The sequence below is a fragment of the Lyngbya sp. CCAP 1446/10 genome (assembly GCF_026130175.1).
Taxonomy (GTDB): Bacteria; Cyanobacteriota; Cyanobacteriia; order Cyanobacteriales; family Microcoleaceae; genus Microcoleus.
On sequence record NZ_JAIGNI010000157.1, the window covers coordinates 1 to 19669 of the forward strand.

General features: G+C 44.4%; 27 protein-coding genes and 1 pseudogene. 16 read left to right on the forward strand and 12 right to left on the reverse strand.

Features of this window, described 5'->3' with window-relative positions:
* Positions 1–632 (reverse strand): annotated as a pseudogene (locus K4039_RS28990) (RNA-guided endonuclease TnpB family protein); the annotation flags it as partial.
* A gap of 564 nt (positions 633–1196) precedes the next feature.
* Here K4039_RS28990 and K4039_RS28995 point away from each other — a divergent pair.
* The 4 genes from K4039_RS28995 to K4039_RS29010 all read left to right on the forward strand — a co-directional run bounded on the left by K4039_RS28995 (position 1197) and on the right by K4039_RS29010 (position 6374).
* Positions 1197–2057 carry a phycobilisome linker polypeptide gene (locus K4039_RS28995; protein ID WP_265239979.1) on the forward strand — a complete coding sequence of 287 codons (861 nt, stop codon included), beginning with the start codon at positions 1197–1199 and terminating at the stop codon, positions 2055–2057.
* Positions 2058–2232: 175 nt separating this feature from the next.
* On the forward strand, positions 2233–2985 hold the full coding sequence (locus K4039_RS29000) for a phycobilisome rod-core linker polypeptide (protein ID WP_265239980.1): 753 nt from the start codon (positions 2233–2235) through the stop codon (positions 2983–2985).
* A 279-nt stretch (positions 2986–3264) separates the two neighbouring features.
* Positions 3265–3669, forward strand: a complete 405-nt coding sequence (locus K4039_RS29005; RefSeq protein ID WP_265239981.1) for a CpeR family transcriptional regulator — start codon at positions 3265–3267, stop codon at positions 3667–3669.
* 89 nt (positions 3670–3758) lie between these two features.
* Positions 3759–6374, forward strand: a complete 2616-nt coding sequence (locus K4039_RS29010) for a PAS domain S-box protein (RefSeq protein ID WP_265239982.1) — start codon at positions 3759–3761, stop codon at positions 6372–6374.
* Positions 6375–6579: 205 nt separating this feature from the next.
* Here the strand turns inward: K4039_RS29010 and K4039_RS29015 are convergent, their stop codons facing one another.
* The 4 genes from K4039_RS29015 to K4039_RS29030 form a co-directional block, all read right to left on the reverse strand.
* Positions 6580–6810 (reverse strand): hypothetical protein, encoded by a 231-nt coding sequence (locus K4039_RS29015; RefSeq protein WP_265239983.1) that lies wholly within the window; start codon positions 6808–6810, stop codon positions 6580–6582.
* 196 nt (positions 6811–7006) lie between these two features.
* Positions 7007–7801, reverse strand: a complete 795-nt coding sequence (locus tag K4039_RS29020) for a YdcF family protein (RefSeq protein ID WP_265239984.1) — start codon at positions 7799–7801, stop codon at positions 7007–7009.
* 276 nt (positions 7802–8077) lie between these two features.
* Positions 8078–8500 (reverse strand): hypothetical protein, encoded by a 423-nt coding sequence (locus K4039_RS29025; RefSeq protein WP_265239985.1) that lies wholly within the window; start codon positions 8498–8500, stop codon positions 8078–8080.
* Positions 8488–10053, reverse strand: a complete 1566-nt coding sequence (locus K4039_RS29030) for an AAA family ATPase (protein WP_265239986.1) — start codon at positions 10051–10053, stop codon at positions 8488–8490. Before K4039_RS29030 ends, K4039_RS29025 begins: the two co-directional genes overlap by 13 nt.
* An 85-nt stretch (positions 10054–10138) precedes the next feature.
* Between K4039_RS29030 and K4039_RS29035 the strand changes: the two genes are divergently transcribed.
* The gene (locus K4039_RS29035) at positions 10139–11152 is read left to right on the forward strand and encodes an adenosine kinase (protein ID WP_265239987.1); all 1014 of its coding nucleotides are present in this window, start codon (positions 10139–10141) and stop codon (positions 11150–11152) included.
* Here the strand turns inward: K4039_RS29035 and K4039_RS29040 are convergent.
* Positions 11149–11403 carry a hypothetical protein gene (locus tag K4039_RS29040; protein ID WP_265239989.1) on the reverse strand — a complete coding sequence of 85 codons (255 nt, stop codon included), beginning with the start codon at positions 11401–11403 and terminating at the stop codon, positions 11149–11151. The genes K4039_RS29035 and K4039_RS29040 overlap by 4 nt on opposite strands.
* 70 nt (positions 11404–11473) lie before the next feature.
* On the opposite strand from K4039_RS29040, the gene K4039_RS29045 reads away from it, so the two are divergent.
* The 8 genes from K4039_RS29045 to K4039_RS29080 all read left to right on the forward strand — a co-directional run bounded on the left by K4039_RS29045 (position 11474) and on the right by K4039_RS29080 (position 13968).
* The gene (locus K4039_RS29045; protein WP_265239990.1) at positions 11474–11794 is read left to right on the forward strand and encodes a DUF433 domain-containing protein; all 321 of its coding nucleotides are present in this window, start codon (positions 11474–11476) and stop codon (positions 11792–11794) included.
* The gene (locus tag K4039_RS29050) at positions 11787–12122 is read left to right on the forward strand and encodes a DUF5615 family PIN-like protein (RefSeq protein ID WP_265239991.1); all 336 of its coding nucleotides are present in this window, start codon (positions 11787–11789) and stop codon (positions 12120–12122) included. Before K4039_RS29045 ends, K4039_RS29050 begins: the two co-directional genes overlap by 8 nt.
* Positions 12119–12280 (forward strand): hypothetical protein, encoded by a 162-nt coding sequence (locus tag K4039_RS29055; protein ID WP_265239992.1) that lies wholly within the window; start codon positions 12119–12121, stop codon positions 12278–12280. The genes K4039_RS29050 and K4039_RS29055 overlap by 4 nt, the downstream gene beginning before the upstream one ends.
* A gap of 26 nt (positions 12281–12306) precedes the next feature.
* Positions 12307–12507 carry a hypothetical protein gene (locus K4039_RS29060; protein WP_265239993.1) on the forward strand — a complete coding sequence of 67 codons (201 nt, stop codon included), beginning with the start codon at positions 12307–12309 and terminating at the stop codon, positions 12505–12507.
* Complete coding sequence (locus K4039_RS29065) at positions 12498–12896, forward strand: type II toxin-antitoxin system VapC family toxin (protein WP_265239994.1); 399 nt, start codon at positions 12498–12500, stop codon at positions 12894–12896. Before K4039_RS29060 ends, K4039_RS29065 begins: the two co-directional genes overlap by 10 nt.
* A 14-nt stretch (positions 12897–12910) precedes the next feature.
* On the forward strand, positions 12911–13108 hold the full coding sequence (locus tag K4039_RS29070; RefSeq protein ID WP_265239995.1) for a hypothetical protein: 198 nt from the start codon (positions 12911–12913) through the stop codon (positions 13106–13108).
* Between the two features lie 172 nt (positions 13109–13280).
* A complete protein-coding gene (locus K4039_RS29075) occupies positions 13281–13580 on the forward strand; it encodes a type II toxin-antitoxin system HigB family toxin (RefSeq protein WP_265239996.1) in 300 nt (99 codons plus the stop codon).
* Entirely contained in the window at positions 13564–13968 is a 405-nt protein-coding gene (locus K4039_RS29080) for a type II toxin-antitoxin system HigA family antitoxin (RefSeq protein ID WP_265239997.1), read from the forward strand. The genes K4039_RS29075 and K4039_RS29080 overlap by 17 nt, the downstream gene beginning before the upstream one ends.
* Before the next feature lie 285 nt (positions 13969–14253).
* On the opposite strand, the gene K4039_RS29085 is transcribed toward K4039_RS29080, so the two are convergent.
* The 4 genes from K4039_RS29085 to K4039_RS29100 form a co-directional block, all read right to left on the reverse strand.
* Entirely contained in the window at positions 14254–14526 is a 273-nt protein-coding gene (locus K4039_RS29085; protein WP_265239998.1) for a type II toxin-antitoxin system RelE/ParE family toxin, read from the reverse strand.
* Positions 14523–14726 (reverse strand): hypothetical protein, encoded by a 204-nt coding sequence (locus K4039_RS29090; RefSeq protein WP_265239999.1) that lies wholly within the window; start codon positions 14724–14726, stop codon positions 14523–14525. Before K4039_RS29090 ends, K4039_RS29085 begins: the two co-directional genes overlap by 4 nt.
* A 145-nt stretch (positions 14727–14871) precedes the next feature.
* On the reverse strand, positions 14872–15072 hold the full coding sequence (locus tag K4039_RS29095; RefSeq protein ID WP_265240000.1) for a hypothetical protein: 201 nt from the start codon (positions 15070–15072) through the stop codon (positions 14872–14874).
* A gap of 138 nt (positions 15073–15210) precedes the next feature.
* Entirely contained in the window at positions 15211–15630 is a 420-nt protein-coding gene (locus tag K4039_RS29100) for a DUF2690 domain-containing protein (protein WP_265240001.1), read from the reverse strand.
* 163 nt (positions 15631–15793) lie between these two features.
* On the opposite strand from K4039_RS29100, the gene K4039_RS29105 reads away from it, so the two are divergent.
* Positions 15794–17464 (forward strand): ATP-binding protein, encoded by a 1671-nt coding sequence (locus tag K4039_RS29105; protein WP_265240002.1) that lies wholly within the window; start codon positions 15794–15796, stop codon positions 17462–17464.
* Positions 17465–17543: 79 nt separating this feature from the next.
* On the opposite strand, the gene K4039_RS29110 is transcribed toward K4039_RS29105, so the two are convergent.
* The gene (locus tag K4039_RS29110; protein WP_265240003.1) at positions 17544–17681 is read right to left on the reverse strand and encodes a hypothetical protein; all 138 of its coding nucleotides are present in this window, start codon (positions 17679–17681) and stop codon (positions 17544–17546) included.
* The gene (locus K4039_RS29115) at positions 17674–18654 is read right to left on the reverse strand and encodes an ABC transporter ATP-binding protein (RefSeq protein ID WP_265240004.1); all 981 of its coding nucleotides are present in this window, start codon (positions 18652–18654) and stop codon (positions 17674–17676) included. Before K4039_RS29115 ends, K4039_RS29110 begins: the two co-directional genes overlap by 8 nt.
* Before the next feature lie 110 nt (positions 18655–18764).
* On the opposite strand from K4039_RS29115, the gene K4039_RS29120 reads away from it, so the two are divergent.
* Together K4039_RS29120 and K4039_RS29125 are read left to right on the forward strand one after the other, a co-directional pair.
* A complete protein-coding gene (locus K4039_RS29120; RefSeq protein WP_265240005.1) occupies positions 18765–18971 on the forward strand; it encodes a hypothetical protein in 207 nt (68 codons plus the stop codon).
* 77 nt (positions 18972–19048) lie between these two features.
* Positions 19049–19561, forward strand: coding sequence for an ARC6/PARC6 family protein (locus K4039_RS29125; RefSeq protein WP_265240006.1), 513 nt, complete (start codon positions 19049–19051; stop codon positions 19559–19561).
* Positions 19562–19669: the final 108 nt, after the last annotated feature.

Sequence of the window (19669 nt, forward strand, 5' to 3'; positions counted from 1 at the left end):
TCTACTGCCAGATACCTCATTCCCACATCTACACCGGAAATTCGGGTGATACTTGTTGGGTTAATTTCTGGCAGTTCAATTTCAAGGCTTACCATTAAATAGTAAGTCTTGGAAGAACGCTGGTAGAGAATCTTTGCTGCACCAATATTAGGACAGACCTTGATCAAGTCTAAATGCTTGTTCCAACCTTCATAAGGCACGACAATACGACCGTTTAGCGTTCCAATACTGACTTGTTGGTCAGATTTGAACCTGTAGTCTCGCTGATAATTCAAAGTTACAGTCCGAGATGCGTATTTTGGAGCTTGATCAAGCCCTTTAAAGCGCTTCTTGGTGTATCCCTTTTTAATAGCTTCGTTGTTCTGCTTAACTTTTGTTGTTAAAGATTTAAAGGTTGCAGCCACTTGTCTAGGAACGTTACACGCCATCTGTGCGCCTAATTTAAACTCGGAGCGCAGGTGGTTGTAAACGAGTTTTTGCAACTTAGTACCATTACTCGAACTGCTGTCGCCGAAAGCGACCATAGCAGTATAATTCAAGGCATCACGATAAGCCAACGCAGTATCGCGCACCGCCAACTTCTGTTCGGCGGTGAGATTCAGCTTTAACTTGGCGGTGATAACTTGGTTCATGGTTTCACTAGGTTGTGAGATGAGTATAACTCGTGAAACTATCAGATAACTACCTTGTTACAAATCTTGTTCGTTCACTCATGCACCGCGCTAGCAGTCGAACGTTACGCTGATCGATTTAATATGCGGTACAATCGCAAGCCTCACCCGCATTCATCCCGCCACCAACCGAGGCGGTATGGTGGGGGAATCCTGCTGTTCTAGTTGACTTTTAGAAAAGATTGAGTTAGCGAACCCGATCGACCTAATGTAAATAGGGCTAAGGCGATCGGCATGGCTGGCTCCTCAACATCTTATTCGCATTTGGGCCCCAAGTTGTACCGATTTGCGATCGAGATGTCAACAAGTTTTGACCCAAGGGACGCTCAGAAATCATTGACAAAAGCTTTCTTAACAAATATTGCAAAAAATCACAATTTATTACTTATTGACAATCTTTCCGATTTCTTTACCATTTTCTGACTCATTTCTTTACTTATTATATGTAATTCTGGGTGGCATCAGCACTTGGATGGGGTAAATTCTCCCACCCACTTGATAGTTAATTTGGGAGATTAGTGTTACATGGCTTTTGGACCAGCTTCAAGATTGGGAGTCAGCCTGTTTGATGAAACCCCACCAATCGAGCGGGTTACAGGCAACTCAAATGAAGACCTTGAAAGCATCATTCAGGCAGTGTACCGACAAGTTTTGGGAAATGCCTATGTCATGGAGAGCGAACGTCTCACCGTTCCTGAGTCGCAGTTTAAACGCGATGAACTAACGGTACGGGAGTTTGTGCGGCAGGTAGCCAAGTCTGACTTGTATCGATCGCGATTTTTCGACAGTTGTGCTCGTTATCGAGCGATCGAACTCAACTTCAGACATCTACTTGGTCGCCCTCCCCTGGATCTCGAAGAAATGCGGGGCAAAAGTACCATTCTGGATACCCAGGGCTTTGAGGCTGAGATCGATTCTTATCTCGATAGCGATGAATACCAGAATACGTTTGGAGATGACATTGTTCCCTACATCCGGGGATACAAAACCGAAGCTTGCCAAAGCATGGTGCAGTTTACCCATACCTTCGAGTTGGTGCGAGGTGCTTCTAGCAGCAGCTTGAAGGGCAATCTGGCAGGTAAGAGTCCACGTTTGAATTCCCTAGTAATTCAGAACACTCCAACCGCCGTAATTTCTCCAGCCAGCAGTGGATCGACATTCCGCAATCCCTCCGGTAGTGCTCGGACTCGTCATGGCGCTGGATCGGATGAAAACGGGAAAGTCTACCGCATTGAAGTTACCGGCTATCGCGCCAATGTGGTGAATCGGATTTCCAAGTTTCGCCGCAGCAACCAAGTTTACCTGGTGTCGTTTAACGAGCTCTCCGAAACCTATCAACGGATTCATAAACAAGGCGGGACGATCGCTAGTATCACCTCTGTGTAGTCAAATTCTGGTCAAATTCTGACCTAAAACTATCAAGAATCACGCATCAAAACGTTCATAAAACTGATTTTTCCCTTTGAAGTGGGCTGTAACAAAGGGTTCTCAAAAACCCGGTTTTTAACGAAATGCGTGTAAGTGCTGTACTACCAACTATCTGTAAAGGAGATTAATTGCAATGACAGATTCGACAAAATGTGAACTGTGGCCAACCAGCGGTGTAGATGAGGTGCAAGCTGTGATTCGCGCCGTCTACAAGCAGGTTTTGGGTAATCCCCATGTGATGGAAAGCGAACGGTTTGTAAGTGCGGAATCTCAATTGAGCGATCGCAGCATCTCCGTCCGTGAATTTGTGCGATTGGTCGCTAAATCTGATTTCTACAGCACTCGCTATTTTCAAAAGTGCGCTCCCTACCGATTTGTCGAACTCAATTTCCTGCACCTGCTAGGTCGTGCGCCCCAAGATCAAACAGAAATTTCTGAACACATTATCTGCTGTGTTGAGCAAGGCTACGATGCCGAAATTGACTCATATCTCGACAGCGACGAGTATCAAACCGCTTTTGGTGAAAACGTTGTGCCCTATTACCGAGGCAGAAGCAGCGAAGCAAATACCAAGCAACTAGGTTACAACCGGATGTCGCTGCTCGATCGGGGTTTCGCCCAAATCGACAGTGCCGTCAAAGCATCTCAGTTAGTCTACGCAGTTGCCACCAACAGCGCCAACGTCATCAAGCCATCAACCAGTCGAGGAGGCGCTTATGCCGCACCCGAAAAAATGTTCAAAATTGTGGTAACAGGGTCAAAGTTCGACAGACCTCGGCGCCGCAGTAACACGACATACATTGTGGCAGGAGACAATATGAGTCCGCAAATTCAGCGGATCAATCGCACCTCTGGCAAAATTGTGAGCATCACCGAAATTATCTAAATCCAACAAAGATAAGAGGTTTAATAGATGGATTGAAGTCATATTTAGGGAGTTTTTTCTAACCTCTCTAAATATATTCAGCTATCTCTAAATCTCCAAAAAATTGGAAAAAAAATTGATGCTATACCAGTTCCCAAAAAGAATGCTACAATCTACTTCGTTGGGTCGATATCCTAGCATCGACCTACCGTTATTAATGTATAATTTTGGATAACTGGTATTACATCATCTTGAGATGCTTAAAAAAAATCCCTAATTTAGCATAACCAATTCGGGAGAATGTCAACTATATCGATCAACTGGCTTGACAAAATTAAATCTGAAATCCTCATCACATTTTTCCGATCGACCATGAGTATTACACTCAATCGTATTAGAATGTTGCCACCACAAGCCGAAAAAAAGTTGCAATGCTGGATTCGCAGCCGTCATTTAATTTGTTCTGGCAATTTTTACATCTTTGAAACTATAGACTATAGCGCTATTGAGCGATTTACAGAGTCGATTACGGCTTTAGGAGGAACATTAATCTCGGTTCAGCCGATCGACAAAATTTGGATGGGCGATCACCGTCAAGTCATTCTATATCGTGCCAAAGCCAGTTTGCATACCCCTTGTCACAACCTCAAGCAATACTGGTTTAAATATGGTAGTTTCCAGACTAGGTTCGATCCCAGCTCTTGATCTGGCTGACACTGGTTAGCATTGTTGCAGCATTATTGTTTCCTGTTGGTGGCATCCTGATTTTTAGAGGAATTACGCAACCATTTTCTATGCTAAGTAACATTTTTATAGTTGCGATCGGTATTTTACTTGTGGTAGTGATTTGCCCTTATTTCAAACAGGAAGTAGCCCGACGGCGACGGGCAGAAGGTGTGCTGCGACAGCAAACCGATCGCGAACGGTTAGTCAATCAAATTGCTCAACACATTCGCCAGTCTCTGGATTTGGAAAAAGTGTTAGAAACGACTGTGGCAGATGTGCAGCGCTTTCTGGAAGCCGATCGCGTTCTCATTTACCGCCTGTGGCCAGACGGAACGGGCAGCGCCATTAACGAAACAGTGTTACCCCCTTATCCCGTCATTTTAGGAAGATCCTTCCCAGCAGAAGTGTTTCCCAGGGAGTACCATCAAGCTTATTCTCTAGGAAAAACCCGTCTGATTGCCAATATTGAAGAAGCCGATATCGAACCTTGTCTGACTGATTTTGTTCAACAATTTGGAGTCAAGGCCAAATTAGTTGTCCCCATCATCCAAGAACATCGGGAGGTTGAGGGAAATCCTTCTGTACCATATCTTTGGGGGTTATTGATTGCTCACCAATGCGATCGCCCGCGCACCTGGGAAACCTGGGAATTGGAGTTAATGCAGCAACTAGCGACGCAGGTGGCGATCGCCATTCAACAGTCTGAATTATACCAACAGCTTCAACAACTCAACGCCGAACTAGAACAGCGCGTCCAACAACGCACCGCAGAATTAGCTCACGCAAACGTCGCCCTGCGAGCCGAAATTGGCGAACGACAGCGCACCGAAGTAGAACTGCGCCACACCAACCACACCCTACAAACCCTGATTACCGCTTCTCCTCGCGCTATCTTCACACTGGATATAGAGGGGTACGTCAAGATTTGGAACCCTGCCGCCGAACAGATGTTTGGTTGGACTGAAGCAGAAGTCATCAACCATCCCAACCCAATTTTTATCGACGATCCCTTAGAAGACTATTCCACCCTCCGCAGCAATCTTTTGCAAGGAATCACATATAGTAGAGTCGAACTGCGCCGCCACAAAAAAGACGGTAGTGCGATCGACATTATATTTTCCGCTGCCCCCTTAAAAAATAGTGAAAATCAGATTGACGGCATTGTCGCAGTGATTGCCGACATTACCGAACAAAACCAACAGGCACAACAGGTGCGGCTACTCCAGTCCGTTGTCGTCAACACAAATGATGCCGTCGTCATTACCGAAGCCGAACCGATTGACGAACTTGGCCTGCGCATTATCTATGTCAATGAAGCATTTACCAAGATCACCGGATATAGCCCAGAGGAAGTTCTGGGCAAAACACCCCGGATTTTGCAAGGTACAAAAACCGATTCCGCAGAATTAGACAAAATTCGGAGCGCCCTCTCCCGTTGGGAATCAGTCACCGTTGAAGTGATTAACTACCGCAAAAATGGCTCCGAATATTGGAATGAATTCAGCATTGTCCCCGTAGCCGATCGCACAGGTTGGTATACTCACTGGATCGCCATACAGCGAGACACAACCGGACGAAAACAAGCAGAACAAGCCCTGCGACATAGCGAAGAACGATTTCGATCGCTAATTGAAAATGCTCTAGACATCATTATGATTCTCAATACAGATGGCACCATCCACTACGTCAGCCCTTCTGTAGAAAAAGTCTTAGGATATCCAGTCTCTGAACTCGTGGGCAATAAAATATTTGAACCAATTCATCCAGATGATTTTGCCACTACATACCACAGCCTCACCAATACTCTTCAAAGTGCAGAAATCAGCCCTCCTCTTGAGTTCCGATATCGCCACAAAGATAACTCTTGGAGAACCTTGGAAGCGATTAGCCAGCCTTTTATAGACAATGCCGCTACCACACAAATTATAGTCAATGCTCGTGATATCACCGAAAGAAAACGACTCGATGAAATTCGGTTAGCGCTGGAGCGTGAAAAAGAACTCAGTATTCTCAAAACCCACTTCTTCTCAATGGCATCCCATGAATTTCGCACCCCACTAAGTACCGCTCTGGCAGCAGCTCAAGTCCTAGAAAACAGTCCAAGCGCATGGAATGACTCCGAAAAGCGACTGAGAAACCTGCATCGAATTCAAGATTCTGTCAGGAATATGGTGCAGTTGCTCGATGATATTTTAACCATCAATCGGGCCGAAACTGGGAAACTAGAATTTAATCCAAAACTTTTGGTTTTAGACAAATTTTGCCATCAATTTGTCGAAGAAATTCGGCTCAGTACAGCCAGTCAGTATACCCTGACGTTTACCTGTGAAGGAAATCCCATTCCTGTTTGTTTGGATGAAAGGTTGTTGTCTTCTATTCTATCTAATATCTTATCCAATGCGATTAAGTATTCGCCGAAAGGAGGCAATGTTCATCTTGGTCTAGAGTTTCAGTTAGACGCAGTTATCCTCCAGGTTCAAGATCGAGGAATTGGCATTTTTCCTGAAGATAGAAAGCAATTATTTGAACCATTTCACCGAGGCAAAAATGTCCGAACCATCCCTGGCACAGGATTGGGATTGATCGTGGTCAAAAAATGCGTTGACTTACACCAAGGCACTATTCAAATTACCAGTGAAGTCGGCCTTGGCACAACCTGCATGGTAACGCTGCCGTTACTATAGCAGCAGGAAGTTCGGCCACGCGCAATGTACGGGATTTCAGTTGACAGTTGACAGTTGACAGTTGACAGATGAGGGCGACCTCTACCTAGAAGGAAGAGGATTGAGTAATGAATCGTCTTCTTTTAATTTCTCCTTTTTAGAGACAGGCTTTAAACCAATTTTTTCTGGTAACGGGTGGATGGAAGAAGGGAAATGCTTTTAATTCTTAACTTTTCTGTCTGCGACGGAACCAAGCGAAGATATTCAAATCTCCCTGCATTTTCTGCAATTCCTGCTGGTGCTGCTTGGCTGTAGCATAATACCACTGGCAATAAAGCTCAAATTCTTGACGGTACTTAACTTCGTCGTAAAACTCGCGGACAACTTGGTGTCTCTGAAAAATTTCGGCCGTTGGAGTCGGTTCTGGGACAATGTTTTGTAGCTCGTGGGGCAACATAACTGTTTGGGGGCGACTGTGGCAAATATTGGTGTAATGACTTTAAGCTAACACAGTTGACAGTTGACAGTTGTCAGTTGACAGTTGACAGTGGGAATTCTTGCATCCGTTACACCCGCTACACAATCCGCTGCCGAACTTGCTTCTTAGCTTAAGATATTCAATCTAAAATCCCAAATCTAAAATCTAAAATCTGCTAAAGCCATCCGCGCAGCCGATAGACGATTAAGCCGATGTATTCTTTCAAGGCTTTAGTTGACTGATGTAGATAATAGGTATCAGGCAATAAGTCCAGCGCGAATCCTAGCCCGTTGCTTTGAGATGCTGCGATATTCTGCTGCGTTATCTGAAAGTCGGTTGGCGCTGCAATTACTTTTATTCCCTGACGCTTAAAAATTAAGAGGGATCGAGTCATGTGCATCGCCGATGTCACTAACAAAACGGGCTTTTTGATGCCTTTAGTATCTAAGATTTGCCGCACGTTGACGGCATTTTGATAGGTGTTGTGGGAATCGGGATCTTGCAGAATTGCTGATGCCGGTACGCCCATTGTTTGGGCAATTTCTGCCATATCTGCCGATTCGGGAGAGCCCCCACCTTTCCAGTCTACTCTGCCACCACTGAGGACTAACAGGGGAGCTTTGCCTTGACGGTACAGTCGGGAAGCGTATATTATACGATCGCCCGCTTCACCCAATTCTACCCAAGGACGGGGTGCTAGGGCTGCTTTGACACCGCCACCCAAGACGATAATCGCTTCAGCTTGGGGGAGTTCGGCGGTTGGTAAATTTTGCCATTCGAGCGATCGAACTAAGGATTTTGACACCCAACCGCTACTTCCGAGTAGTAAAATAATTAGAGCCCCAGCCATTGGCGCCACCGCCCATTTTGGACGCTTCCAAAGTGTGATTAAAGCTGCTATCATTAACAGGCAACTCAACCCCAAAGGATAAATCAATAGCGGCAGAAGTTTAGACAAAAATAGAAACATTCAGCAAGTAATTCAAATTGCTCGTTAGCGGGAATGGGTAATCGGTAAGTAGTAATTTGGTTGACCAAAGCACAGGGGATTTAAGCCCCCACCTTTAGGTGGATTGTTTTTAGTCGGGGGCTTAAATCCCCAGCCTCAAAACTTCGCTGTCAACTGTCAACTGTCAACTGTCAACTGTCAACTGTTAACGCAGGTTTTATTTTTTATTATTGAGTTGTGAATTTTGAACTCTTTAACTGCCAGAGCAAAACTCAATATTAAAAACTTTTTTTGGTGCTATCGGCGATCTTCGGGTTCTGACAGCCAGTCCAAGAATGAAGTAGCTTCACGCCGGGAGGTTTTGTATTTATGCCCGTCTACTTCCACTACTTCTTTGTTGAGGATAGCATCAGATTTTTTATCCTGAGAACCTGTATTCGGGTTGAGTAGTAGTTCGTTGTGCCACCAAGCGACAGTTAAACCTACTGCCACGCCGCCGAGGACACCAAGGCCTAGACTTATGGGCAGACTACATCCTACTAAGCGAAACCCAACGGTAAACAGCACAAACCAGATTATCGCGGGGTTAAACCCCTTGGAGTCTCCGTTAAATTTTGCCATGAGCTGCAAGTTGTTTTTGTAATAATACAGAAAGATATTGACAATATTAGCAGACAATGAATTTGGCAAGGGCGATCGCAGTGCAACTACTCCCCACAAATCAAGTTTAATTGTACCTCTAAGTCTTGCGCGGTATCTATAATGTTTACAGAAATTTTCTCAAATTCTGTAAAAGGTTCTGCTTCTGCTTGCTGCGAGATCAATAGTTCTGCTGTCGCGTCGGCAATATCGCCCCGGCGCTGTTGCAGCCGTTCTCGCAATACAGCAATTGGTGCGGTGCAGTAAACGATTTGCCAGGACAAGCCGTGGGATTGAGCCAGATTTATCGCATCGGTTCTCAAGTTTTGGCGATCGAACTTAGCATCTAAAATCACATCCCAACCTCGGTCAGCCAGAACCATACCCAACTCTAACAATCTACCATAAGTCTGCGCTGTCATTTCATCCGAATACAAATCTTGTCCGCCGCGTTCATTTAAAGGAATTCCGCCTAAATGTTTGCGAACAGCATCGGATCGAATCTGAATTGCACCTGTGCGGGCTGCCAAATATCGAGCCACCGTACTCTTCCCAGAACCAGATAAACCAGACATCAAAGTTAACTTTCCCCGGCGCGGTTTTGTGTATTCCCAAGCTAATTTATAGTAATGAGCGGCTGTCTGTAAAATCTGTGCTTTTTCATCAGTTGAAACCGAGGCATCGTCCAACATTAACGAAGTTACTTTTGCTCTAACATAAGCTTGACGGCTCAAATACAGCGGCAGAACTTGCAGTCCTTCCCAATCGCCAGTTTGTTCGATGTAAGTATTGAGAAAAACATTGCCTAAATCTCTGCGCCCCCGCGATTCCAAATCCATGACTGTAAAAGCAATATCGTACATAACATCAACAAAGCGAAAAGGCTCGTTAAATTCAATGCAGTCGAACAGCAATATTTTATTTTGCCACAATGCTATATTCCGCAAGTGTAAATCTCCGTGACATTCGCGAATTTTATTATTAGCTATCCGCTGCTTAAACAACTCTTGATTTTCGGCAAAAAACGCATCAGTATAATCTTTAGTTTCCTGATATTGTGTCTGAGTCTGCGGCCCGCCGATATATTTTTGGGAAATCAGGTAATTGTTATCTATTGCTGTGCGAATCTGACTGACTTCGCCAAATGTGCGAATGTAGCTATCACTAATTGCCGTGCTGTGAAACTTGGCAACTTCCCGCCCTAAGTCTGCCATCAGTTGCTCCGTCAACTGTCCGCGTTCCAACAAACTGAGCAACAGCGAATCTTGAGGAAATTCCCGCATTTTCAGCGCGTACTCTACAACAACTTCTGCTGGAGTTATCTCAGGTGAATTACTGCCAAAGTGAAACTTATCGTCGCTTTGAATAATTGGCAAAACTTCTAGATAAATTTCCGGTGCTGTGCGTCGGTTCATCAGCAATTCTTGGGTGCAGAAATGCTGCCGTTTTTCCAGCGTTGAATAATCTAAAAAGCCAAAATCGACTGGTTTCTTGATTTTGTAAGTATAATCTCCTGTCAGCAGGACAAAGGAAATGTGAGTCTGAATTAGCTGCACTGGTTCTGTGACGCTGTGGGGGTAGAACCCAGGCTGTAACATTTGCTGAATCAGAGCTGGGAGACAAGTATCAATCATATTGATTTTGGATTTTAGATTTTAGATGTTGCATTGAAGCCGATTTATTATAGAGTTGATAGTTAGCGTAAACCAAAAATTAGTGATGACAGAAAACAATCAAGAATCCGGTTCTGTGGATGTGTTTGGCGTGGGCAATGCCCTGGTAGACATCTTAGCATTAGTCGAAGATGATTTTGTGGTCAAGCACGGGCTGAATCGTGGCGGGATGACGCTGATGGATTCGGAAACCCAGGGGGGCATTTTGCACGATTTGGAACACACTTCGCTGCAAATGCGATCGGGGGGTTCTGCGGCTAATACGATGATTGGTTTGGCTCAGAGTGGCGGTAAAGGCTATTATTCTGGGAAGGTTGCTAAGGATACTAACGGCGAATTTTACCGCAAAGATTTGCTGGAGGCGGGGATTGATTTTAATGTGCATCCTGCTGAGTCGAACGGGCCGACTGGTACTTGTGTCGTGCTGACTACGCCGGATGCGGAACGCACTCTGTGTACTAATTTGGGGGTTTCTACTACTCTGGCGGCGACTGATATTGATGTCGATCGCCTGTCTCACTGCAAGTATAGTTATGTTGAGGGCTATCTTTGGGATGCTCCAGAACCGAGAAAGGCTAGTATTGAGACGATGGAACAGTCTAAGCATCTGGGTGTGAAGGTGGCTTTTACTTTTTCGGATGGCTTTTTGGTCGATCGATTTGCGGATGATTTTCACAAGGTGGTTTCGGAATATTGCGATGTGATTTTTTGCAATGCTGATGAAGTTCGCAGTTTTTTCAAGGAGGAATCTCTGGAAGAGTGTGCTCGGAAAATGAGCGAAATTTCCGATTTGGCTTTTATCACGAATGGGGATAAGGGCTGCATGGTGGTGGAGAATAAACAGATTGTGGATGTGGCTGGATTTCCCGTAAAGGCGATCGATACTGTGGGTGCTGGTGATGCTTTTGCCGGCGGTGTTCTGTTTGGGCTTACTAATGGTTTGAGTGCTACAAAAGCGGCTCGTTGGGGCAATTATTTGGCTTCTATGGTGGTGCAGATTCATGGTCCCCGTCTTGAAGGTTCTCAGGCTCATTTACTGAATCAGGTGATTTCTGGTTAGTAATTGAAAATGGGCGATCGCTCTTTTTGACGCACCGGGCGAGCGCACTTTTGAACCGCAGATGCACGCTGATGGACGCGGATGGGGGAAAGGGGGAGATCTCTTTTTGACGCACCGGGCGATCGCCCTTTTGAACCGCAGATGCACGTTGATGGACGCGGATGGGGGAACGGGCGATCGCCCTTTTGAACCGCAGATACACGCGGATGGACGCGGATGGGGGAAAGCTGTACTTTTGATGGTAATAGCAATCTCTCTGAGTCTGTTTGTGCTAATCTTAAAAGGCGATCGACATTACCAATTAACAGTTTTTAATGCTTTATGTCTAAGCAATCAGTCATTACAGAACATATTGAAATTACGCCTGGAGTGCTTGGCGGTAAGCCGCGCATTGCTGGTCATCGAATCGCAGTAGCACAAATTGCACAGATGTATCTGAAGATGGGAGAATCCATAGAAGACATTGCTAGAGATTATAATTTATCGCCAGCTTCGGTTCATGCAGCAATGGCTTACTATTACGATCATCGAGAAGAAATTGACCGCCGTACTGCGATCGGAGATGCTTTTGTAGAAGAGTTGAAGCGTAACATTTCACCCTCTCCTTTGGAGGAAAAGTTGAGGGCAATTAGATGTGAGTGAACGCATTCGCTTTCATTTGGATGAAAATGTTAAATCGGCGGTGGCGCGAGAGTTACGCCGACGATTAATTGATGTTACAACAACTATTGAGGCCCGATTGCTTGCTCAGAGTGACGAATTGCAGTTAGCATTTATCTGTGAACAAAAGCGGGTAATTATGACTCACGATGATGATTTTTTAACGATCGCTAGTCTTAGCAGCGAGCATCCAGGTATTGCTTATTGTAAGCAGGGGACTCGTTCGATCGGACAAATCATTGAAGGTCTAGTTTTGATTTATGAAGTGTACAAGCCTGACGAAATGGTTGGGCGTGTTGAGTTTTTGTGAGAAATGGTAAGGGCGATCGCTCTTTTGAACCGCAGATGCACGCTGATGGAGGCGGATGGGGGAAAGGTCGATCGCACTTTGGGCCCGTCGCCGTCTTGTGCCTCTGTAGGATGAGCCATAATAGACTAAGCCGCAACTCTTGTAGTGCGATCGATTAATCAGCAACTATCGGACAGTTTGATTTATGCTAATTCAGAAAATCGTTCAAGAATTACAAGACATCCCGGAAGATAAACTCGCAGAAATCTACGATCTGATTCACTATTTTCGCCTCGGATTAGGACGAGAAAAGCCACAGCCTCGCACCCCTGGTTTACTGACGGGACAACTCGGTGATGCTTTTTTTGAATCCCTAGCAGAAGATGAACTAGAACAATGGGAATAAGCTACCTAATCGACACCCATATCCTGCTGTGGTGGCTCTTTGACGATCCCAAACTCAATGCCAAATGCCGGGACATCATTCGCAACCCCGATTTTGATATCATTGTTAGCACTGTTTCAGCCTGGGAAATAGCCACCAAATATCGCATAGGTAAACTTCCCGAAGCCAAACAGATTGTCGAGGAATATTCGCAAATCCTCAACCGATCCCAATTTATGGAATTAGCTATAACTTCAGCCCATGCCCTCCGCGCTGGCAGCCTGCCCATTGCCCACCGCGACCCTTTTGATAGAATGATTATGGCACAAGCTGAACTAGAAAATTTGCCTGTTATTACTTACGACACAGCCTTTCATACGGGGCTGATTCAGGTTATCCCTACTGCCTAATCAAGAGCATCAGCATGGTAAGCTCGATCGCACTTTTGAACCGCAGAGACACGCGGATGGACGGGGATGGGGGAAAGGGCGATCGCTCTTTTGGGATTAAGGTCGATCGCTCTTTTGAACCGCAGATGCACGTTGATGGACGGGGATGGGGGAAAGGGCGATTCACGATCGGGATAGCTACAGCGCGTACTCAGGTAGCAGTTGGACAATAAAACCTAAATCTAGGTTGTTTAATCGTTAATTTTTGTCATTTTTGCAAAATATACTGACTGATAATCTGTTTGAGTTCTTGAAGAGCTTCTATAGCGCTCGGTACATCCACTATTGACAAAATAAATTAGTTTAGCTAAGATAGAATTTAGTTAAAATTGCCAAATATAGCAGATGCACATAATCAGCTATCGGCGAGTGCGTGAATATAGCGAAAGTCATGCTGATTGTCGGGAAGTATTAGATAACTGGTTTAAAATTGCTACGAAAGCCAAATGGTCAAATTTAGTTGAGGTGCAATCTGTTTTTCCTAAAGCAGAAGCAGTTGGAGGTTTTACCGTTTTCAACATCAAAGGCACCAATTATAGATTAATAGTTAGTATCGATTATGAAAGCCGATTGATTTATATCAAATACATTCTTACTCATGCTGAGTATGATAAGGAGAAATGGAAAAATGACCCTTATTTTTAATCCAGATAAATACACAGAGTTATTGTCTCAGTATCAGCCGAAAATCATTAGAACAGAAGCTGAGAATGAAAAGGCTTTGGCTATTGTGGAAGAGTTAATGCACCGTCGCGATCGCACTCCTGAAGAAGATGAGTTGTATGAATTGTTGATTGCATTGATTGAAAAATTTGAGCAAGAATATTATGCACCGGGAGTTACGGCTACCCCTAATTCATTGTTGCTATTTTTGATGGAACAGCGATCGCTAAAACCTGCGGATTTGATGGGAATTATTGGCTCTGAAGAAGGAGTGTATGGCTTGGTTAATGGTGAGCGAGATATCAGCAAAGAGCAGGCTGTGATTCTGGGTAGTTTTTTTTATGTAGAGCCGAGTTTGTTTGCTAATTAATGGCTTTTTTAGGGCAGATAGAAGGATAGATTAAGACCGATCGCTCTTTTGAACCGCAGATACACGTTGATGGACGCGGATGGGGGAAAGGGCGAGATCTCTTTTTGACGCACCGGTCGCACTTTTGAACCGCAGATGCACGTTGATGGACGCGGATGGGGAAAGGTCGATCGCCCTTTTTGACGCACCGGTCGCACTTTTGAACCGCAGATGCACGTTGATGGACGCGGAGGGGGGGGAAGGGATCTCGCACTTAAGCTAATTAAAGGTATCTGGAAAACAGATTTATGGCGGAAAGTAGCGATAAATATCTTTCCGGTGGAGAACCCTTACAAAAGTAATAGTCTCGCCATCAAAATAAAAACCTATTCGATAGTCGCCAACCCGAAGCCGATAGGCCTTGTCATCGCCTTTTAATTTTTTTAAGTTAATAATTGTCTGTAAATTAGTAAGATTGGGAATTTCCTCAAAAACGATCGCTTTGACTTGCTCAAAGACAGGCGCACTTTTAAGAGCTTTTAAATCCTTTAAAAAACTGGGCAAATATTCGACTTTCATTCTTTTTCGAGTTCGGCAAGTGCTTCCTGTAAACTTAACGGCTTTTCATCTTTTACTTGGCGCATAGCCTGGAGAAGTCCTCTATCTTCGATCGCCTCTAGGAGATACTGATAGTCGGTATAGTTGAGAATGACTTGACTGATGTTGCCTTCGGTATCGAATATTAATTCTTTGGCAAGTGGATAGTCTTCTATTTTCATAGATTTTGATGGGTTGGGAGGGAATGATGTTTCTATGTTAACAGCGCACTCCTAAATCGGGATGGACAATTCACTACTCGCGCCAGCATTTTTTAATGATTTGGAGGCTCTTGATTAAATTTTACCTCCGAAAGCTCTGATAATTCTATGGTAAGGCCGATCGCACTTTTGAACCGCAGATACACGCTGATGGACGCGGATGGGGGTAAGGGCGAGATCTCTTTTTGACGCATCGGCCGATCGCTCTTTTGAACCGCAGATACACGCTGATGGAGGCGGATGGGGGAACGGGCGATCGCTCTTTTTGACGCACCGGGCGATCGCTCTTGTTTGAAAGAAGTGGCAAAAGGTTAATTGTGTTCGAGTGTTAATCTAACTTTCAGTAAACCTTACCACGTTTCATCTGTTAATACACTAGCAACTTTTATCCCCCAATCGGACTCAAAGTTAGTCGATACTTGTCAGCAAAATTCTTCTAGTTGTTTCAGTTTCCAACGATACTTGTACACACTTCTCGTCCATCAGGAAGTTTAGCGCAAGCACTGAATGGCGTGCGGTAGTTCATCATATCTCCATAGTTCCATCCATTAACTTGAGTTGTGTACCCAACGTAGGTTTTACCATCTTTATCTTTAAGATACAAAAATGTACCCTTTGGAACATCAGCTTTAACCCAATTAGCTTGACACTGATCGGATTTTCGCAATTCAATTCTTATCTCTCGTTTACTGAAGGGGTTTATCCCGTAAGTTCCCCCTGATGTTGAGGTAAGGGTTTGTGCATTTTGTTCACATTTATTATTATCCCTTGGATCTTGTCCATCTTGGGCATGAACACTGGGTACGAAAGGAATAAATGTAGTGAAAATAGTTGCTACTAAAAGTGGGGGAAATAGTTTTTTCATGTCTAAATTAGCTTGGATCTTTTATATATTACCTTAGCTATATAATGTTTGGTGGATCAGCATTTGGCTCAATATAAATGGCTCATTTGGCTCATTTGGCTCATTTGGCTCTTGGATGTGATCTATAATTAAATTGGGGCAAAATTATGGTAGAGGAGTAAAAATGGCAGGTTTGCTCAGAGCATCCGAAGAAGGGCTAAAAATCATTGACATGGTAAGACGTAATCTCGGATGGAATAAAACTGAGGATAGCTGGTGTATGGCTGCTTTAGTTTCAACAGCAACCTTAAAGCGGTTTTGGGCGAGAAAAGGAATTAGACGAGAGAACTTTATCAATATTTGCAAAGCCGTAGAAATACACAACTGGGAATACATTGCTGAAGGCTACAAAATTCTGAAAACAGAACCACTTTTAGCCGCCTCGATCGCAGATATCGCCCCAGACACCCAAACCGATCGCACATTCGCACTTCCCGACAACATACCCTTAGTCTGGAATTGGCTCGATCGCACATCCCACCTCAACACCCTCAAAACCCTGATTCTCAACCTCGATAACCGAAATCCACCCCCAAATGCGATCGCCCTTGTCGGCTTACCCGGAATCGGCAAAACAACCCTCATCAGTCAACTCATCCGCCAACTGCAAACAGAAAACAATCCCTTTGTCGCCGTCGCTTGGCAATCATTGGAATTCGTCAAAAACCAAGCACCTCAATTTGATTGGTTTCTCGATTCCCTCCTATCTGCACTTTCCTCCGCAGATACAACTTTTCCGATCCAAAATGCACCAAGTGCCGCCCCAGTGCACACATTCCAAAAGATTGAAAAACTGCTAAAATTGCTCAAAAATCAACCATGCTTAATTGTGTGCGATCGCCTAGAAACCATTTTGCAATTTGGGCGAGCCGAAACAGCCGGATATTTTGCCGAAACCCAATCCGAATACGCTTGGTTATTCAAACTACTTATAGAAACAGCACATCAAAGTAAAATCATATTTATCAGCCGCGAAACCTTAGCAGAATTGCCGCCAACAATTACCCGCGAAATTACCATTGATGGACTCACAAATAATTGCGCTATTGCCCTATTGACATCATTTAACTTAATCGGTACAATAGAAGAGATGACCGAACTTGCCCAGCGCTATCAAGGACATCCCCAAGCTTTGCAACTAATAGCCTCATTGATTCGCGATGACAGCGAATATCAAAGCAATGTCAGCAAATTCTTGCAAGATAGAGACTGGTTGCTAACTCGACCGATTGAGAGTCTGCTCGATGAAATGATAGCGCGTCTCAGTGACATTGAGCGAACTTGCTTGAGCCGAATTTCTGTCTATCAAACCGCAGAATATCCGCTGAATTTTGCGGGAATAGCCGCTCAAATGCCGGAAGTTAGCAAGTACGAACTCAAAGAAAATATTATTCTCGCTCTCAAACGCCGACAATTGCTCTATTATGACTGTCAGCGATTGTCTTACCAGTTGCATCCGTTAGTGCGCGAAAAGGGCGATCGAATATTGAATCAAAATCCCGAAAACTTTCGCACCGCACACCGCCAAGCCTACCGCTATTTTATCAGCATTCCCCTAAAACCTGAATGTGAATGGCAACATATTGAGGATATTAAGCCGTTGATCAGAGCGCATTATCACGGGTGTCAAGCTGGGGATTTGGATGCAGCAAATGCGATTATTTCGGGAGTTTGTGAATATCTGCGACAGTGGAATTGTGCAGAATTAGTGTGTGGAAATATAGAGTTGCCATTGTTAGCGGAAGTGAAAAACATTAGCCTTTCAGGGGCGGGCAAGATGCCCACCCCACAATAAAACTTTATGTATTGTGGGGTGGGCATCTTGCCCGTTTTCTTAGTCCGCGAAGGCGGACTTCGTTTGTGTAGACGCGGTTTCAACCGCCGAGTTTTTTGGTTTCTGTCGATTTTCCACCGCCGAGTTTTTTGGTTTCTGCCGATTTTCCACCGCCGAGTTTCTTGATTTCAACAGCCGATTTTCCACCGCCTGGTTTCTTGATTTCAACATCAACCACTCGAATAAATTCCTCTTTCTTGCAATTGCTGCATAAAAAACTCTTCCAAAGAAGGCTTAGCCAAATTCATCCCAATTAGCTGCCCTCCACTCATGCTCAGACTAGAAATAAACTCCTTCGGACTTCCCTGCAAATGACCGTACCACAAATCATTATCAACTTCCATATCCGGTATCCATTTTTTCAGAATATTCAAGTGGCCACCCCTACCTTCAACCCGGTAAGTTTCAGTATTTCCCAGGAGTTCGTCGATCGCACCAATGCAAATTAACTCACCCTTAGCCAAAATTGCCACCCGATCGCAAATCTTCTCCACATCCGACAATATATGCGAATTAAAAAAAATCGTTTTCCCTTGATTTTTCAGCGATAAAATTATCTCCCGCATCTGATAGCGCCCCATCGGATCTAAACCCGACATCGGCTCATCCAAAAATACCACATCGGGATTGTTAATCAAAGCTTGAGCCATGCCGATTCGTTGCAGCATTCCCTTAGAATACTGGCGCAACTGTTTTTTTATTGCCGCCGATTGAGATAAACCAACTAACTCTAGCAAATGCGGAATTCGCTGCCGCTGAATCGAGGTCGGAATTTCAAACAAACCCGCCGCAAATTGCAAGAATTCCCAGCCCGTGAGATAATCGTAAAAGTAGGGATTTTCTGGCAAATAGCCGACTCGCCGCTTCACGTTGCGATCGCCCAAAGGCCTCCCCAACAGCAGCCCCCTGCCAGAAGTCGGCCGCACTATCCCCAGCAAAGTCTTCAGCAGCGTAGTTTTCCCCGCTCCATTCTGCCCTAACAGCCCGAAAGTTTCCCCCTCAGAAACAGTCAGAGTGCAACTTTTGAGCGATTCTATTTTTTCGTTCATCCAGAAGCCGGTACGGTAGAACTTCCCCAGATTAAATATTTCCACCACAGGGGTAGATCCGGGAATCTCGGTGGAAGTTGGCGCATCTATAAAAGGTTCCATTTTCGTCATCTAAATAAGTAGCACCTGATTATATTCTATTGCATAAGTTTCGTCATAATTGCTCTTTTTAATGTTAAACTAATATTAGCTGCACTTAAAAATATCTGAATATGGATCGTTCAAAAATTATTGCTATCATCACCGGCGTGATTTCTATAATGTTAGCATTTGCCTACCTGCTACTCGTTACCATCCTGGACTTCCGAGGCGAAATGCTGCCCGCACCTCAAAGTCAGTTGCCAGTCTCGCAGCCAATTCAGCAATTTGCTACTGCTAATCTGACTTTCCCAGCACTGAGGATTTATCCTCAATTGTGACAAAAACAAGACAATTCAATTTCCGAAATGTCGTTAGTGAAGGATGTAGATCGGATTACTATTGAGGACTCTAACATATGAAGCCGATTATCTTACTTGCCATCTTAACTCCTTTGTGGTTGACTCCGCCCGCGAAAGCGGAACATATTACTTGCACCAGACAACCGTTAGCAACAAATTACTGCGAAAATTATATTAGTGAAGCTCAGAATATTACTCTCGGACAAGCTTCGGATTTAATTGGTCGGTGGCTGGATGCAAAACAGAAAATATTTGCTCCTCCGTTCGATCGCCAATTGTTGGCTACAATGACTACAGGTATTTTGTATAGTGATACAGTCAAAGGGATTGACAACTTGAGAATCACTAATTCTCACTACCGATATGGTGTTCAAAAAGTTGAATCCGTCGAACGTTTCGCAGTCTCTGGAAACAAAGCCACGATTGAAGTCAGAGTCACGGAAGATGCCACAGTCTACCGAGATGATCGAGTCGAGACTAGCAGTTTTAATACTAGGGTAGTTCGCTATACCTTGGAGTATTGGGATGGCATTTGGAAAATAGCAGATTCTCAAATCATGCGTTATTAGTTAGTGGTTATTTGTTAGTGGTTATTTGTTATTGGTTATTGCAATAACAACTGCCCACTAACCACTAATCACTAACTAAACTCAGACAAATGAATTGCTTTTATCATG

Bases quoted from the DNA above. Each gene is read 5' to 3' on its own strand.
- K4039_RS28995 (WP_265239979.1), top strand. From the start codon at position 1,197: ATGGCTTTTGGACCAGCTTCAAGATTGGGAGTCAGCCTGTTTGATGAA.
- K4039_RS29000 (WP_265239980.1), top strand. From the start codon at position 2,233: ATGACAGATTCGACAAAATGTGAACTGTGGCCAACCAGCGGTGTAGAT.
- K4039_RS29005 (WP_265239981.1), top strand. From the start codon at position 3,265: ATGTCAACTATATCGATCAACTGGCTTGACAAAATTAAATCTGAAATC.
- K4039_RS29010 (WP_265239982.1), top strand. From the start codon at position 3,759: ATGCTAAGTAACATTTTTATAGTTGCGATCGGTATTTTACTTGTGGTA.
- K4039_RS29015 (WP_265239983.1), bottom strand. From the start codon at position 6,810: ATGTTGCCCCACGAGCTACAAAACATTGTCCCAGAACCGACTCCAACG.
- K4039_RS29020 (WP_265239984.1), bottom strand. From the start codon at position 7,801: ATGTTTCTATTTTTGTCTAAACTTCTGCCGCTATTGATTTATCCTTTG.
- K4039_RS29030 (WP_265239986.1), bottom strand. From the start codon at position 10,053: ATGATTGATACTTGTCTCCCAGCTCTGATTCAGCAAATGTTACAGCCT.
- K4039_RS29035 (WP_265239987.1), top strand. From the start codon at position 10,139: ATGACAGAAAACAATCAAGAATCCGGTTCTGTGGATGTGTTTGGCGTG.
- K4039_RS29045 (WP_265239990.1), top strand. From the start codon at position 11,474: ATGTCTAAGCAATCAGTCATTACAGAACATATTGAAATTACGCCTGGA.
- K4039_RS29060 (WP_265239993.1), top strand. From the start codon at position 12,307: ATGCTAATTCAGAAAATCGTTCAAGAATTACAAGACATCCCGGAAGAT.
- K4039_RS29065 (WP_265239994.1), top strand. From the start codon at position 12,498: ATGGGAATAAGCTACCTAATCGACACCCATATCCTGCTGTGGTGGCTC.
- K4039_RS29070 (WP_265239995.1), top strand. From the start codon at position 12,911: ATGGTAAGCTCGATCGCACTTTTGAACCGCAGAGACACGCGGATGGAC.
- K4039_RS29075 (WP_265239996.1), top strand. From the start codon at position 13,281: ATGCACATAATCAGCTATCGGCGAGTGCGTGAATATAGCGAAAGTCAT.
- K4039_RS29080 (WP_265239997.1), top strand. From the start codon at position 13,564: ATGACCCTTATTTTTAATCCAGATAAATACACAGAGTTATTGTCTCAG.
- K4039_RS29085 (WP_265239998.1), bottom strand. From the start codon at position 14,526: ATGAAAGTCGAATATTTGCCCAGTTTTTTAAAGGATTTAAAAGCTCTT.
- K4039_RS29090 (WP_265239999.1), bottom strand. From the start codon at position 14,726: ATGAAAATAGAAGACTATCCACTTGCCAAAGAATTAATATTCGATACC.
- K4039_RS29100 (WP_265240001.1), bottom strand. From the start codon at position 15,630: ATGAAAAAACTATTTCCCCCACTTTTAGTAGCAACTATTTTCACTACA.
- K4039_RS29105 (WP_265240002.1), top strand. From the start codon at position 15,794: ATGGCAGGTTTGCTCAGAGCATCCGAAGAAGGGCTAAAAATCATTGAC.
- K4039_RS29115 (WP_265240004.1), bottom strand. From the start codon at position 18,654: ATGGAACCTTTTATAGATGCGCCAACTTCCACCGAGATTCCCGGATCT.
- K4039_RS29120 (WP_265240005.1), top strand. From the start codon at position 18,765: ATGGATCGTTCAAAAATTATTGCTATCATCACCGGCGTGATTTCTATA.
- K4039_RS29125 (WP_265240006.1), top strand. From the start codon at position 19,049: ATGAAGCCGATTATCTTACTTGCCATCTTAACTCCTTTGTGGTTGACT.